The following is a 15,829-nucleotide window of genomic DNA, read 5'->3' as shown; positions in this document are numbered from 1 at the left end:
TTTTCTAATAAAACAGTGTTAAAATTATTATGTGTTAACAATCTTGGGATATTGTTCGTTTTAATATAAACGTTAACATGTTATTCTATAATGAGGGGATTGTGAGAACGAAAGTGGGTAAAAAGATGTTAGAAATAAATAACGTAACAAAAACGTTTGGTACAGGAGATTCATTATTTCAAGCACTAAAGGGAGTGAGCCTCAGTGTAAAAGAGGGTGAATTTGTTGGCATTATGGGTCCTTCTGGAAGTGGTAAATCAACTCTTCTAAATCTCGTTGGTACAATAGATCAGCCTTCATCAGGAAACATCACAATTGATGGTGAACGAGCGTCGAATTTAAATCAAGAGGATTTAGCAAAATTTAGACGAAATCAATTAGGGTTTGTATTTCAAGGATTTAACTTGATACCCACCTTAACCGTAGCAGAAAATATTGTGCTACCATTGACACTAGATGGTGAAAAAGTTAGTGTTATGACAAAAAAATTAAATGATATCTCTGAAGTATTAGGTATTGAATCATTGTTAAACAAACGAATTAGTAATATTTCTGGTGGACAAGCACAACGTGTTGCTATTGCACGTTCAATGATTCATGAACCAAAGTTATTACTAGCAGATGAACCAACTGGAAATTTAGACACGAAATCATCAAAAGACGTTATGAGATTATTATCAGAGTTAAATACTAGACTTAATTCTACGATTTTAATGGTGACGCATGATGTTCTTGCTGCAAGTTATTGTCAGCGTATTGTGTTTATTAAAGATGGTGAATTAAGCGATGAAATTAGTCGACATAGTTCTCAAAGTGAGTTTTATGATGATATTCTATTTAGTTTGAGGCAGTTGGAAGGTGAAGTATATGACTTTTAAGGAATTTATTTATAAAAATACTATTCGAAATAAACCATTATATCTAGCCTATTTTTTAAGCACGTTAACAACTGTCATGACGTTTTTAACTTTTTTAACTTTCTCTAATCATCCATCTCTTGGTGAATCATCTATGCATCCGTTTGTTATAGTGGGCATGAATCTATCGTCAAGTATTATTTATATTTTTTCATTTTTTTACGTGTTATATTCTATGGACATCTTTCTCCAATCACGTAAGAAAGAATTTGGTTTGTTGTTAATCCAAGGGATGTCTCCAAAACAGTTAAGAAAGATGATTTTTCAAGAAAATACTATAGTGGGATTTTTTGCCACAGTTATTGGTATTCTAGCTGGCTTAATATTTTCACAAGTGCTATTATTTTTGAGTAAAAAGATATTAATGGTTCAATTAGCTTTTTATTTTCCATTAAAGTCAATTGTGATAACGTTTGTCGCGTTTACTATTCTATTCTTTTTGAGTTCTTTCTTTATTCAGTTTAAGATTCCTAAAATGGACATTCAAGAATTGATTAAAAGTGAAGATTTAGGAAAAGAGGAAATCAAATCATCCAAGATAAAATCGATTTTTGCCTTATTATTTATTGGAATGGGGTATGCGATTGCTTTGTACGCTCAAGGTATGCAGGTTTTTGTGGCTATGATACCTGTTGTATTGATAGTAATTATTGGGACTTATTTTTTGTTTAATCAGTTAAGTATTCTCGTTGTTACACAACTACAAAAAAATAAACAACGGTTTTGGAAAAAAACGAATATGCTAGTCTATTCAGATTTGGTCTTTCGGATGAAGGATAATGCACGGTCATTTTTTTTGGTAGCAATCATCACAACTGTTGTGTTCGCTGCTATTGGCTCTTTAGCAGGGTTAAAAGAAATGACAGTTGCTTCTGTCAATGCGATGACTTATGACTTTTATTTATCAGACTCTGATGGTAATCAAGAAAGATTAGTTAATAATTTAGAGGCAGTTCAAAGTAAAATGGATAATCAAGACTTAAATATGACAGAACTTCGTATGAAAGTGGTCTATGTTCCAGAATCTAAAAATCAAAATGGGTACAGAGTCATTAGTACAAATGGGTATAATAACATTGCAAAATATACTAAAAATAAAAAAATATTGGATACTAATCAGTCTTATCGATTAAATATTGATAGTAACCTATTATCAGGGCAACCTCAAACAAGCTACTTAAAAGAGTTACCATTACCTGATGGAACAAGTGTATCTGTGAATAATTTTGAGGTGGAAAAAGTGGTTCTGCCTGGTTTTCAAAATGTGTATGTAGTACCTAAAACAGTTTATAGTCAATTTGCTAAAAAATATGGGATTCAGCAAGAAATTGGATGGATGGGCAATCCGAAAGATCACGATCAACAGTTAAAGGTTGCGACACACTTAAAAGAAATTGAAGGTCTTCAAAGTAAGCCATTAATTATTGAATCCATTACAGAAACTTATACACCTGTATTATTTGTCGGCTTTTTTATTGGTGCTATTTTCTTTGTGTCTGCTGGTAGTTTTTTATATTTTAGGTTATATAGTGATATGGTAGTAGATATTCAAAAATTTAAAATAGTTTATAAATTAGGACTTAGTCGCAAAGAAATCAAGAAGACCGTTTATAGACAAGTTGGCATTTTATTTTTTACTCCAATTATAGTGTCTTCTGTTCATGGATTAGTAGCGTTAAAAGCAATGTATGCTTTATTTAATCAAAGATTACAAATGATGGCATTTATGATTATAGGTCTATTTTTAGTTATACAAATTATTTATTATTTAATCGCAAGTCATTTTTATTTTAGAAAATTATATCAAGAGGTCACTATAGAATAGAAAACAGAGTAATTGGTTTGTCTTCACTCTGAGACGATTTTCTTCTTCCAAAATCGTCTCTTTTTTTCTAAAACCATGTATAAACAAACAAAAAATCTCTCGTATTTTGTTTGTTCATCCACTAAAAATATGCGAACAGTATTGCTTCATTCAATCCTGTTCTTACAAGTCAAAAGCATCGAATCGTCCTCGTACGATTCAACAAAAAAAGTAGTCGTTTTTGGACGACTACTAAGTTCTAAACATTCATTACCCAAAATCAATTTGGTCTAACGTCGTTTCTCGACTAGCTTGATCTAATCCAAGATACGTTAAGGTCATAGCATCACTTGAATGGTTTAATAAATGCATCACTAAACCAATATTATAGTTTGACTACGTATAGCCCCGATAGTCGCCTGTTTTACGCATGGTATGCGTTCCTAGATAGTTAATTCCTAAAAGATCACCAACTCGTGCCATAATCTTATAAAACTGTTTCTCAGTAATAGGACGATCAGGACGAGAAGTTGAAGGAAATAACCACTCTGAATTCATATTTTGTTGGATGAGCCATGCATGATAAAGCGTTAAATCTTGTTGGACAGGTTTTAAATATAACGTATTTCCCTTACCTGTTTTTTGATCATGAATAAATGCAGTTTGTTTGACTGTTCCATCAAGATTAAAGACATCTGTTTTTCTTAATTTCATGACGTCACTCACACGTAGAAAGGGCGCTTTCCCAGCTTGGAAAATTGTACAGTTGCGACGACCAGCACGAAAACTATCAAGTAGTGTATCCTGCACCATTTTTAAGATATTTGAATCTTTGATATAAAGATAAAGAACGCTCCATTGATTTCAGTTTTAAAAATCGATTAGAAGAAAAACTAAGTGATTACGTCGTAATTTTAGAAGCTGGAAAATTGACAACAATGGGAATTATTAATGCTCATAAAGAATTAGCTATAATTGGAAGTGACGTTAAAGACTGGTCTACTTACTCTTCCAGTAATTACCTGAAATAAAATTCAAAATAATTTGTAGAATTAAACCTAGCATTTAAACAGTGTAAATTTATAGTAAACTTCATTGATATATAAGCGTTTGTGATAATTTGGTTTACAGTTAGATGAAAATAAAACAAAATCAAAACTATATAAAAAGTCACTAAAAATGAGTTCAGCAGGCAGGAAATGGCACCTTAAGTGGTGCTTATTTTTTTTAAAAATTTTTGTACATTTTTGAAGTTAGGTCAAGTAATACTCCAAGAAGTTCATTATGATCACCAATCATATCAAATAATTGGTCTTCTGATAAAACACCACATTTTACTGGGATCTTTTCAATTTCCATATATTCAAACCATTTTTCACTACCATAAAAATTTTTTAATTCAATATAATTATTGTAAATTGAGTTAAATTTTTCAACACTATCAATTAAATTAGTTAAGACTGGCATAAAAGTGTCATATTTGTTTTCCATTTGTTGAATCAGCTCTATATCTTTGTTATCCATTTGAGAATCCTCACTTTTTTAGCAATTATCTCAAAAAGCAATTTTTAATGCAATCATTAGTATTTAATAAAGTTATATTTAATGTTGAGATTGCCATTCTAAGCACGTCTAGATCACTGGAATGAGTGATTGCGCTTGATATTGTGCCAATTGGAAGAGATTCAAAAAATTGTATTTGTGATTCTTCGTTTTGCGAAGAATCAACCGATTATTTTATCATTTAAGACTTCTATTTGCTTTTTAAGGGCTTTAAAGCTATCATTCTCTGCCTTGTATTCTTCCAGCAATTTTTTATCTTGTAGGGCTAAACGTTGTTGCTGATCTAGCAGATTTTGCATTTGTGCAATTTGAATGTTTTTATTTTCTATTTGTTTATCTTTAACTGCTAATTGTTTATCCCTATTTTTCTTAACTTCTTCAATTTCATTTAACAAATATTGATTAATATTCGGTTCTTTTTGTTTGTCGGTTTTTGTTTGTCAATGATTTTATATGATATTGAATAGCTTGTTTGGAAACACCTAACTCATCCGCCAGCTCTTTAATCGTTTTCAATCCTTCACTCATTGTTTTTACCTTGTATCTTTTTAGGCACACCAATTGTAAAAGCATCAAATAATAATAAAATAACTGCAAATATCCAAACTATATTATTCAATATAGTTTCAGAGTGAAGACAATCCAATGATTAATGTAGGTAAATAATTAAAAATAGACAAAAAAATAGAGCCCTCTAGGTCTCTTAATTTAAGCATTTTTGCTAATTTTTTTATATTAAGACATGCGAAATAAGCCCAATTTTCATGTGCATTTTTTCTTTGCCTATTAAGTTGGTATAACGTAATCCATGAAATTCATTGGCTGTTCCAAATAACCTCTCAATCGTCTGTTTACGATTATTATAGATAGATTTCATTCCAATGGAATGACGTATGTCCTCACATCGTTCCATATCATCTTCCCATAAATGACGTTGAACTTATTTTCTCTTATCCTTTGATTGCGTACATTTATTTATTAAAGAACACGTCATACAATCGTGAGGGTTACTTTTATATTCTCGATAACCATCTCGATTAGTTGTCGTATAAGTTAATGTTTTCATATTGGGACAAATAGATTGATCATAGTATTTGTCATAAACATAATCATATTTTTTGAAAAAACCTTTCTTGGTCATGGGTCTCTTATATGGAAAAATAGATGTTAAGTTATCTTGAAACAACAAATGAGCAATACCTGGTGTCTTGTAGCCCGCATCCATCACTAATTTATTCAGAGTGAAATGACTTTTTAATTTATTGTAAATAGAGATAAAAGTACGACTATCATGTTGATTACCTGGATGCGTTGTATATCCTAAAACCCATCCGTGTCGTCCATTAGACTGATCATATTTATCCTCAACAAGTTGATAAATAAAACTAAAATCGACGTATTTATCAATATCTCTTAAAAAATGTTCCTGTGAAACTAAGTCTTCTAATGAATAAAAACCTATTTGATTACGTTTACTCATATCTTGTTTTTTCAACATTAATAGTCACTCCTTTCTTCTATCTTAACAAAAAAAGATAAAGTATCGAAATTTATCAATACTTTGTCTACAGTCTGAAGCAACTATGATAAGTGGATGCTTTTTTCTATTTGTAACTTTGCATGATGGTATCAATACCAGAGATGGTGGCATACCTAAATCCTTCTTTTTCTAAAGCAGTGATACCTTTAATAGTTGTACCGCCAGGAGAGGTTACACCATCTTTTAATTCACCAGGGTGTTTGTTAGAGTCTAGTAATAAATTAGCTGATCCACTTACCATCTTGGCAGCAACAGTATAAGCTAATTTTCTGTCCATACCATGTAATACTGCCGCATCTCCTAGAGCTTCCATAAAGACGTCAACAAATGCTGGTCCGCATCCTGCCAATGTACCAAAAATATCAATCTTATCTTCAGAAATTTCTTCTACCGTTCCCAAAAGACTTAAACAATCATAGATTGCGATTTTATCAAGATTACTTATTGTCTGTGAGTAAGCAATACCAGTAATACCTTGATTGATTTGTACAGGTGTATTGGGGATAGCTTGAGCGATAGGGTAAGATCCACCTAAAGCTTCCTGCATTAAGGAAATAGGGACACCAGCTGATACAGAAATAATAGGAAGGTCTTTGTTTAAATGATTTTTTAATTCGTTTATGACTGGAAGAATAATAGGTGTTTTAACGGCTAAAAAAATCATATCCACTTGGTCAAAATCTTCTAAATTATCAGTTAGGTTAAAAGGAATATTTTGTTGTAGTTTTTTTGCTGTGTCCCCTTTACCCCCTTTTACAAGAATATCTGTTGGAGAAATATTATTTGAGCGAACCCACCCTTTAATCATAGCTCCTCCCATATGGCCAGCGCCAAATATACCGATCTTCATATATCATCCCATCTTTCTTTTAAATAGTTAACCAATTTAGTATAGAACGTAAAATTATTTGTGACAACTAATTTTATAGTATATCACTTTATGATATACTATAAGGACATTTAAACTAAAGGAGTGGGTTGAGTGGAGTTAATCATACAAGACGTAGTGAAAAAGTTTGATGATAAAGTGATTTTAGATGAAGCGAGTTTTCGATTTGAAAAAGGCAAAATATATGGATTATTAGGTCGAAACGGAGCGGGTAAAACGACACTTTTTAATTGTATATCAAAAGATTTATCTATTGACTCAGGGACGATTCAGTTGAAAGAGGACATGATAGAGCATGATTTTTCTGATCTAGAAGTTGGGTTAGTTCATGCTACCCCAACTCTACCAGATTTTATGACAGGTTATGAATTCATTAAGTTTTTTATTGATATGAATAAGGAAAAAATGTTAAACGTTCGAACGCCAGATGAGTATTTAGCAAAAGTTGGGATAAAAAAAGAGGATCGCCATCGGTTACTGAAAGACTACTCGCATGGGATGAAAAATAAAGTTCAGATGATTGCGACGATGATGGCGCAACCACCTGTCTTGCTACTTGATGAACCATTGACGAGTTTTGATGTGGTTGCAGCTCATGAAATGAAAGAATTGATTTTATCAATAAAAAAAGATTCCGTTGTGATATTCTCCACTCATATTTTACAGTTAGCACAAGATTTATGTGATGAGATTGTGGTGCTTCATAAAGGTAAACTAACAGGGTTTGATCCAACTAAAATTCATACGAATAGTTTTGAAGCGGATATTGTTGCCATGTTATCTGATGAAGAGGGTAAATCTCAAGATGCAGTGGTTGAAGTGATAGGTGAGTCAGATGATAAGTAATGTTAGGTCAACCCTCACAGAATATATTTTATTGCAGTTATTTAAAGGGACTATCTTTATTAATGGTTTGTTTTATTTTATTGGTAGAATTCCTTTTATTGGTAAAATTGTTCCTGTTAGAATGGTTTATGCGGATTATCCCTTAAAGAAAGTATTCACCTATATTAAGTTTGCTATTTCAACAGCAATTAAAGTCATAATAGGTATCATTCCTTTCTTTGTCAGTTCATTTTTAGCTAATGTTGTATTTAAAGAGAGTCAGTTATCAAGTTTTGATATTTGGTTAGTTGTCTTTGCGTTTTATTTGCCAATATTTGGCTCATTATTTAGTGTTCCTGATAAAAAAGATGTGTTGTTTATCACTAATTTTCGAATTAATAAATCTTCTCATTTGAAAAGAATGACTCTGTTGGAACTATGCTTTGATTTAATCGTCGTCACCATTGCGTTGATTGTTATGGGTCTGTTTAATAGCTTACCGATTATTTTAACCACATTATTAGGGAGTAGTACTTATGTGTTTTTTAGTACGATTTGGCTAAGAATAGATTTACCACTGACACTACAAAAATATCCATGGATAAAAAAAGTTGCGATATTAGTAGTGATGTTGGCGTTAGTTATTGGATTTTGTTTCACCATGTTATCTTCTTTTATGAGTTTTTTATTTTCTAATCTATTGGTAATAATAGGACTCATTATTTTTAACTTTCTGGCGAGTTGGTTAGTGGCCAAGAATTATTTATCTTATCCTCGTTTTTCATTAGTAGCCGATAAAAAAGTTAGCTCATCAATGTATGCCTTTGAAGCCGATGATAAAGAATTGAAAAATAAAACTACAAACTTTACTGAAGGCGTAGGCTTAACAAAAAAAATGAGCATCGATGAACAGGCGAACTTCGATGATTTGTCAGGAAATGCTTATTTAAATGCATTATTTTTTAGTCGATTTAAAAAAGGACTAGGTAAGGGATTGCTAATTAAAGTAATCAGTATTAGTGTATTAGGCTTAGCTTTAGTAGTAGCCAGTCAGTTTTTTCCATTAATGTCTGGTGTCGGTGAGTTAGAAGAATTTATGTATCGCCTTGTCCCATCACTCTTTTTTGTTTTATATTTAACGTCAGTTGGCAAAAGTGTGGTACAAAGTTTATTTATGAATTGTGATATCTCCATGTTGACGTTTCCTTTTTATCGAACAAAAGAAGCAATAATTAGTGGATTTCTCGCTAGGTTTAAAAAAATCCTGTTTTACAATAGTATCGTGAACGGTGTTTTATTAGTTTGGTTAATCTTATTTAATTTACTAGTTGTTGGGCTTAATTCCATCCATTTGATTGGGCTTGCTCTTTTAGTCATCATAAGTTTAACGTTACTTTTTTCGTTTCACGAATTATTTGTTTATTATTTACTACAACCTTTTACAAGTGATTTTCAAGTAATCAATCCTATTTATAAAGTAGTGAATGGTGTCTTTTATTTGTTTGCCTATATAAATTTACAACTTAAAACAACAGGACTTTACTATGCATTAGGATTGTCTATTGTGTCGTTATTGTATGTTGGGGTAGGGTTTGCTGTGATTTTAAAAGTAGCACCCAAAACGTTTAAATTAAAAAATTAAATGTTTGTACTTGTTTTATATTTATAAAGGTGTTATAAATATAACTGTAGATAAATAAAAGATAATTGTTGAGAAAGACACCGATATGTGAGGGCTATCTGACAGGGAGGAAAACATAATTGAGAGTTTTCCAGATAAGTGCATGTGTTGACCACTTTCGAAAGTCGAGTTGAAACTTGACCGGTCGTACCGTTAACACGCTCGAGGAGACATAGATTTATGTCTTAAATATTAGGTGGAACCACGATGATTCGTCCTAGTAGGTCAATATGACTTACTAGGGCTTTTTTTATTTAAACAATTAAAAGGAGACGATAGTATGATTAAGATTACTTTTCCAGATGGCGCTGTCAAAGAATTTGAGAGTGGCTCATCAACATTAGATATTGCAAAAAGCATTAGCAATTCTCTAGCAAAAAAAGCCTTAGCAGGTAAATTAAATGGCGAGTTGATTGATTTAGAGCGACCAATCGAAGTGGATGGGTCAATTGAAATCGTGACACCAGACCATGAAGAGGCGTTAGGAATTTTACGCCACTCAACAGCTCACTTGATGGCAAACGCGATGAAACGTTTATACCCAAATATTCATTTTGGTGTTGGACCAGCAATTGAAAATGGGTTTTATTATGACACTGATAATGGTGAAGAGGTTATCTCTGAAGAAAACTTAGAAGCGATTGAAAAAGAGATGATGGCGATTGTAAAAGAAAATAACCCAATCGTGCGTAAAGAAATTTCTCGTGCCGATGCTTTAGAGTTGTTTAAGGAAGATCCATATAAAGTGGAATTAATTACTGACCTACCAGAAGATGAAGTGATTACTGTTTATGAGCAAGGTGACTTTGTAGATTTATGTCGCGGGGTGCATGTGCCATCTACTGGACGTATTCAAGTCTTCAAATTATTATCTGTTGCTGGAGCATACTGGAGAGGGAATTCTGATAACCATATGATGCAACGTGTTTACGGAACAGCATTCTTTGATAAAAAAGCATTAAAAGAATACATCAAAATGCGTGAAGAAGCGAAAGAGCGTGACCATAGAAAACTTGGTAAAGAATTAGACTTATTTATGTTAAGTCCTGAAGTTGGTTCTGGTTTACCATTCTGGTTACCAAAAGGTGCGACAATTCGCCGTACAATCGAACGCTACATTACGGATAAAGAAATCAGCTTAGGGTACCAACACGTTTACACACCCATTATGGCAAACGTTGAATTTTACAAAACTTCTGGTCACTGGGATCATTACCATGAAGACATGTTCCCACCAATGGACATGGGAGATGGCGAAATGTTAGTATTACGTCCAATGAACTGTCCACATCATATGATGGTTTATAAAAACGATGTTCATAGTTACCGTGAATTGCCAATTCGTATCGCTGAACTTGGTATGATGCACCGTTATGAAAAATCAGGTGCGTTATCAGGATTACAACGTGTTCGTGAAATGACATTAAATGATGGTCATACATTTGTTCGTCCAGATCAAATCAAAGATGAATTCAAACGTACATTAGAATTAATGGTTGCCGTATATGAAGATTTCAATATTACAGATTATCGTTTCCGTTTAAGTTACAGAGACCCAGAAAACACTGAAAAATACTTTAATGATGATGAAATGTGGGAAAAAGCTCAAACAATGCTGAAAGAAGCCATTGATGAATTAGGGTTAGAATACTTTGAAGCAGAAGGCGAAGCAGCATTCTATGGCCCTAAACTTGACGTGCAAGTAAAAACTGCCTTAGGAATGGAAGAAACATTATCAACTATCCAATTAGACTTCTTATTACCTGAACGTTTTGACTTAACTTATGTTGGAAAAGATGGCGAAAACACTCATCGTCCAGTCGTTATTCATCGTGGTATCGTGTCTACGATGGAACGTTTTGTGGCTTACTTAACTGAAGTGTATAAAGGCGCATTCCCAACTTGGTTAGCACCAGTGCAAGGAACAATCATCCCAGTTAACTTAGACTTACATAGTGACTATGCCTTTGAAATCAAAGAGCAATTAAATAGTTTAGGCTTACGTTTTGAAGTGGACGATCGTAATGAAAAAATGGGTTACAAGATTCGTGAATCTCAAACTCAAAAAATTCCATATCAAATTGTTGTGGGAGATAAAGAGTTAGACAACGGTGAAGTAAATGTCCGTAAATACGGAAGCAAAGAAACTGAGACAGTGAAATTACCATTATTTGTTGAATCAGTGGTTGCTGAAGTGAAAAACTACAGTAAATAATACAAAAAAAGACCAAGTCAATTGTGGCTTGGTCTTTTACTTATTTCAGTGCATTTTCTAAATCATTAATCAAATCGTCGCAATCCTCAATACCACAAGATAGACGAATTAACGTTGAGGTAACACCCATTTTGATGCGTTCTTCTTCAGGCATACAGGCATGTGACATGGTCCATGGATAAGATAAAATCGACTCAACACCGCCAAGACTGACAGCCACAATAGGGATTTGACATTTATTAAAGAAATCAGCGACTTTATCTTCACAACTTAACTCAAAACTTAAAACAGCACCACCAGATTGTGTTTGTGATTGATGAATGTCTGATTGAGGATGAGTTGCTAGTCCAGGGTAATAGACAGATTTTATTTCATCGTGATTTGATAAAAAGTCTGCGATTTTAGCTGCATTTTTAACAGATTGTTTCATGCGAAGACCCATTGTTTTAACCCCTCTAAGTAATAACCACGCATCTTCAACGCTTAAAATACTTCCTAATGCTTTTTGATGTTTTTTGAGCGTTGAGTAGAGTTTTTCATCATTTGTCGCAATGAGTCCGGCTAAAATATCACTATGGCCATTAATAAATTTTGTGGCACTGTGAATGACAATATCGACCCCAAAATCGAGTGGTTGTTGGTGAATAGGTGTCATAAATGTGTTGTCACAAGCAGTTAAAATTTGATGTTTTTTTGCTAAATGACAGACAGATTTTAAATCTGTAATCGTTAACAATGGATTTGAGGGTGTTTCTAAATAAAATAACTTGGTATTTGGTTGGATGGCATTTTCCCATGCTGAAACATCGGATTCATCAACGAACGTATGTTTCACGCCGAAACGTGTTAGAAATTCCGTCACAATCTGATAAGTACCCCCATAAATGTTTTTTCCAAGGATAAGATGGTCTCCTTGAGATAACATAAATAAAACAGAATTGATAGCTGCCATACCTGAAGAAAAAGCTAGGCCGAATTTGGCATTTTCAAGTGAAGCAATGCATTCTTCAACAGCTGTGATGGTTGGATTACCAAACCGAGTGTAGTTGTATCCAGTATGATGGAAGACATCATCTTGATGGAACGTGGATGTTTGGTATTTTGGAATAGAGGCTGATCCAGTTTCTTTGTCGATAACGGAATAACCATGTAGTAATTTTGTATTGATGTTCATAAAATCCCCTCCAATTTTATATAAGTTAATTTTATTCTGTTAATACCTTGAACGTAACACTCACATGTATGCGCTGTCAATTAAATTTTAAGTAAAATTTCGTATTAAAAAACGTTCATATGAATAAAATTTCAAATAAATCATCATTTTTGAGAGCAAATTTTTTAAAATGATAGATAATTTGTGTATAATGACAACTATAAATTAGGAATGGAGGTTAAATGATGTGGACATTACTTGAATCTATTGTTCTTTATTATATATCGTGAATTAAACGTTGAATTTTTACATCAGGTTAAATTCTGATAAATGTTTAAGTTAAATAAATGAGTTCAGATATGATTGAAGGATAAACAGTGTAAGTATGGAAAATGATTCGTGAGATTATAAGGTATAGAGTAGGGCTTTATGTAATCGTACAATTGACATGTTTTTTTATTTAGAGTATTTTAATTGATTTATTGATATCATAACAAACATTTGTAAAATCCACTTTTTAAAGTAGTATATTCTCAAAAAGATTTTGTTAAAAGTTGAAATGATTCTTATTAAATAATTTTTCTGAAAATATTTTGAAACAAATGAGTTTAAAAAATGATTCTATCAGTGTAGACTGGTAAAAAAGGAGATGATATTCATGATAGATGTTCCATTTTTCTCACAATTTCTTAAAGTGAGTAATTTTTACACGTTGATTGCTATTGTATTGTTAGGTGCGGCAATGGTGTGCTTAAAAATGCTTAAAGACAAAAAAGTAAGTTTTTCTAAACGCATGATTATCGCTTTGATCATTGGTCTAGTACTAGGGATTGGTATTGATATGATCAGTAACAAAAATGGTATTTACATTGATCATGCTAGAGGAGAAATATCTGCATGGTTTGGACTTATTGGGACAGGGTTTTTAAAACTAGTTCAGTTACTTGCTATTCCAGTCGTCTTTTTATCTATTATTAAAGTTGTTGTGGATGTACGAGGTGATCGTATTCGAAGTTTAACAGGTCGCACATTCATTACATTATTAAGCACAACAGCTATTTCTGCGATTGTTGGTATTTTAGTTGTTAAGCTATTTAATTTAAATGCGACTAGTTTTGCTGGAGACTTAACGGAACAAAAGACAGAATTTATGAATAATATTGCCTCACAAAGTTTTCCTGAATTCTTTTTAAATTTAATTCCTAATAATATTATTAGTGTAATGGGAAACAATGGGAGTATCGTATCGGTTGTTATTATTGCAGCGATGTTTGCCAGTGCAATTCGTTTCTTAAAGGTTAAAAAACCGATTGAAGTAGCTCCTTTTGTGACATTTTTAGATTCGCTACGTATTACAGTTAATTCTGTTTTGACAAACGTTATTAAATTAATGCCATATGGTGTGGTAGCTCTTGTAAGTAACACTATTATTTCAAATGGTATCCAATCTGTTGTTAGTATGCTAGGATTTATAGCGGCACTTTATACAGGAGTTATCATTATGTTATTGGTATATGTTGTTATTTTAAGTTTTATGGGTGTCAATCCAGTTATGTTCTACAAGAAAGCTTTTAATACATTGTTATTTGCTTTTTCTTCTCGTTCAAGCGTAGGAACATTACCTTATACTTTGCAAACACTTGAAAAAGACATGGGTGTATCAGGTGAAACATCAAACTTTGTTGCAACACTTGGAACAACAATTGGGATGAATGGATGTGCCGGAGTATTCCCTGCCATGCTTGGAACATTAGTTGCTGGAGCAGCGGGAGCTACTATGGACTTTTCATTCTTTGTGCTTGTTGTGGTTGTTGTGACAGTAGGTTCAATCGGTATTGCCGGTGTACCAGGAACAGCAACCGTTGCTGCTACTGTTACATTAAATGGATTAGGTTATGGTTCTGCTATTTCAAGTATTGGGGCTATATTTGGTATTGACCCAATTGTTGATATGGGGCGTACAATGTTAAACGTTGCCGGAAGTATGGTATCTGCGGTAGTCGTAGATAAATGGGAAGGCACGTTTGATAAAGATCAGTTCAATATGCCATCAAATCATACACAAATTAATGAATAATAAAAAGAGACGTTTATCGTCTCTTTTTTGTTTATCTAAAATCATGATTGTATTAGTGAATAGCGACCAGTTTTATGATAAACTAAGTGAGCAAGTTAAATGAAGGAGATAATCAATGACACAATTACATTATGTAGTAGAAGATAAAAAAGGAAGAATTGATAAAGTATTAGCAGAAGTTTTTTCAGATTATTCACGCTCTCAAATTCAGAGTTGGTTAAAAGAAGAGGCAGTGAATGTTAATGGAGAGATTGTTAAAGCAAATTATAAAGTGAAACAAAACGATCGTGTTGATATTACGGTACCAGAAGCAAAAGAATTAACCTTAGAACCACAAGATATTCTATTAGAAATTGTTTATGAAGATGATGATGTGATTGTGGTAAATAAACCTCAAGGAATGGTAGTCCATCCATCTATGGGTCATCCTGATGGAACGCTTGTTAATGCATTATTATTCCACGCAGGATCACTTTCAAGTATTAATGATGTGATCCGTCCGGGGATTGTTCACCGAATTGACAAGGATACATCTGGACTATTGATGGTGGCAAAAAATGATGCGGCACATATTGCGCTTCAGGATGAGTTAAAAGAACGTAAAACATTAAGAAAATATGTGGCGTTAGTTCATGGTGTCATTCCACATGAAAAAGGAAAAATCGAAGCACCAATAGGTAGAAGTAAAGACAACCGTCAAAAACAAGCGATCGTAGCAGATGGTAAAGAAGCAGTGACTCATTTTACCGTATTAGAACGATTTTTAGATTATACATTAATTGAATGTGTCCTTGAAACTGGTCGAACACATCAAATTCGGGTGCACATGGATTATATCGGTTATCCAATTGTTGGCGATCCACTATATGGTCCTAAGAAAACGATAAAAGGAAATGGGCAGTTTTTACACGCTAAAACATTAGCCTTTACGCATCCAACAACAGGAGAGCTGATGACCTTTGATTCTGAGTTACCAGAAATATTTACAAAAACATTGAAGGAAATCGAAAATAATGATTGATATTTACATATGAGTGCGTTATACTCAGTACAACAAAACAGAACAGTCCTTTAAGAGTAGTCCAGAGAGGCTAAGAAGGAGCGTGTAATATGTATTGATAAGGGACATTGTATCCTTATATCACTATGACTAAACACAACCCTC

Annotated in this window: 10 protein-coding genes and 4 pseudogenes; 7 read left to right on the top strand and 7 right to left on the bottom strand. The window is 32.9% G+C overall.

Features of this window, described 5'->3' with window-relative positions:
* Positions 1-125 precede the first annotated feature (125 nt).
* Both MN187_RS05295 and MN187_RS05290 read left to right on the top strand, forming a co-directional pair.
* Positions 126-878 carry an ABC transporter ATP-binding protein gene (locus tag MN187_RS05295; RefSeq protein WP_241699219.1) on the top strand — a complete coding sequence of 251 codons (753 nt, stop codon included), beginning with the start codon at positions 126-128 and terminating at the stop codon, positions 876-878.
* Positions 868-2,742 carry an ABC transporter permease gene (locus MN187_RS05290; protein ID WP_242093509.1) on the top strand — a complete coding sequence of 625 codons (1,875 nt, stop codon included), beginning with the start codon at positions 868-870 and terminating at the stop codon, positions 2,740-2,742. The genes MN187_RS05295 and MN187_RS05290 overlap by 11 nt, the downstream gene beginning before the upstream one ends.
* Positions 2,743-2,991: 249 nt before the next feature.
* Here the strand turns inward: MN187_RS05290 and MN187_RS05285 are convergent.
* The 6 genes and pseudogenes from MN187_RS05285 to proC all read right to left on the bottom strand — a co-directional run bounded on the left by MN187_RS05285 (position 2,992) and on the right by proC (position 6,674).
* Positions 2,992-3,534: pseudogene (locus tag MN187_RS05285) on the bottom strand (tyrosine-type recombinase/integrase).
* A gap of 414 nt (positions 3,535-3,948) precedes the next feature.
* Entirely contained in the window at positions 3,949-4,245 is a 297-nt protein-coding gene (locus MN187_RS05280) for a DUF4298 domain-containing protein (RefSeq protein WP_117972785.1), read from the bottom strand.
* 242 nt (positions 4,246-4,487) lie between these two features.
* Positions 4,488-4,812 (bottom strand): annotated as a pseudogene (locus MN187_RS05275) (HTH domain-containing protein); the annotation flags it as partial.
* A 98-nt stretch (positions 4,813-4,910) separates the two neighbouring features.
* A pseudogene (locus MN187_RS05270) lies at positions 4,911-5,623 on the bottom strand (transposase); the annotation flags it as partial.
* Between the two features lie 45 nt (positions 5,624-5,668).
* Positions 5,669-5,764 (bottom strand): annotated as a pseudogene (locus MN187_RS10700) (hypothetical protein); the annotation flags it as partial.
* Between the two features lie 124 nt (positions 5,765-5,888).
* On the bottom strand, positions 5,889-6,674 hold the full coding sequence (gene proC / locus MN187_RS05265) for a pyrroline-5-carboxylate reductase (RefSeq protein WP_242093507.1): 786 nt from the start codon (positions 6,672-6,674) through the stop codon (positions 5,889-5,891).
* A 132-nt stretch (positions 6,675-6,806) separates the two neighbouring features.
* On the opposite strand from proC, the gene MN187_RS05260 reads away from it, so the two are divergent.
* The 3 genes from MN187_RS05260 to thrS all read left to right on the top strand — a co-directional run bounded on the left by MN187_RS05260 (position 6,807) and on the right by thrS (position 11,434).
* Positions 6,807-7,559: an ABC transporter ATP-binding protein gene (locus MN187_RS05260; protein ID WP_242093505.1), complete on the top strand. Its 753-nt coding sequence runs from the start codon at positions 6,807-6,809 to the stop codon at positions 7,557-7,559.
* A complete protein-coding gene (locus MN187_RS05255; protein ID WP_242093503.1) occupies positions 7,549-9,180 on the top strand; it encodes a hypothetical protein in 1,632 nt (543 codons plus the stop codon). Before MN187_RS05260 ends, MN187_RS05255 begins: the two co-directional genes overlap by 11 nt.
* Positions 9,181-9,499: 319 nt before the next feature.
* A complete protein-coding gene (gene thrS, locus MN187_RS05250; protein ID WP_117972366.1) occupies positions 9,500-11,434 on the top strand; it encodes a threonine--tRNA ligase in 1,935 nt (644 codons plus the stop codon).
* 40 nt (positions 11,435-11,474) lie between these two features.
* On the opposite strand, the gene MN187_RS05245 is transcribed toward thrS, so the two are convergent.
* On the bottom strand, positions 11,475-12,608 hold the full coding sequence (locus tag MN187_RS05245) for a trans-sulfuration enzyme family protein (protein WP_242093501.1): 1,134 nt from the start codon (positions 12,606-12,608) through the stop codon (positions 11,475-11,477).
* 637 nt (positions 12,609-13,245) lie between these two features.
* Between MN187_RS05245 and MN187_RS05240 the strand changes: the two genes are divergently transcribed.
* The gene (locus MN187_RS05240) at positions 13,246-14,664 is read left to right on the top strand and encodes a cation:dicarboxylate symporter family transporter (protein ID WP_242093499.1); all 1,419 of its coding nucleotides are present in this window, start codon (positions 13,246-13,248) and stop codon (positions 14,662-14,664) included.
* A 115-nt stretch (positions 14,665-14,779) separates the two neighbouring features.
* Positions 14,780-15,685, top strand: a complete 906-nt coding sequence (locus MN187_RS05235) for an RluA family pseudouridine synthase (protein WP_242093497.1) — start codon at positions 14,780-14,782, stop codon at positions 15,683-15,685.
* Positions 15,686-15,829: the final 144 nt, after the last annotated feature.

Source organism: Vagococcus sp. CY52-2 (assembly GCF_022655055.1).
GTDB lineage: Bacteria > Bacillota > Bacilli > Lactobacillales > Vagococcaceae > Vagococcus.
The sequence above is the reverse complement of the archived record's forward strand: the minus strand, read 5'-3'. Positions and strand labels throughout refer to the sequence as shown.

Excerpts from the sequence above, each read along its gene's own strand:
- MN187_RS05280 (WP_117972785.1), bottom strand. The coding sequence starts at position 4,245 with ATGGATAACAAAGATATAGAGCTGATTCAACAAATGGAAAACAAATAT.
- MN187_RS05235 (WP_242093497.1), top strand. The coding sequence starts at position 14,780 with ATGACACAATTACATTATGTAGTAGAAGATAAAAAAGGAAGAATTGAT.
- MN187_RS05240 (WP_242093499.1), top strand. The coding sequence starts at position 13,246 with ATGATAGATGTTCCATTTTTCTCACAATTTCTTAAAGTGAGTAATTTT.
- thrS (WP_117972366.1), top strand. The coding sequence starts at position 9,500 with ATGATTAAGATTACTTTTCCAGATGGCGCTGTCAAAGAATTTGAGAGT.
- proC (WP_242093507.1), bottom strand. The coding sequence starts at position 6,674 with ATGAAGATCGGTATATTTGGCGCTGGCCATATGGGAGGAGCTATGATT.
- MN187_RS05255 (WP_242093503.1), top strand. The coding sequence starts at position 7,549 with ATGATAAGTAATGTTAGGTCAACCCTCACAGAATATATTTTATTGCAG.
- MN187_RS05290 (WP_242093509.1), top strand. The coding sequence starts at position 868 with ATGACTTTTAAGGAATTTATTTATAAAAATACTATTCGAAATAAACCA.
- MN187_RS05295 (WP_241699219.1), top strand. The coding sequence starts at position 126 with ATGTTAGAAATAAATAACGTAACAAAAACGTTTGGTACAGGAGATTCA.
- MN187_RS05245 (WP_242093501.1), bottom strand. The coding sequence starts at position 12,608 with ATGAACATCAATACAAAATTACTACATGGTTATTCCGTTATCGACAAA.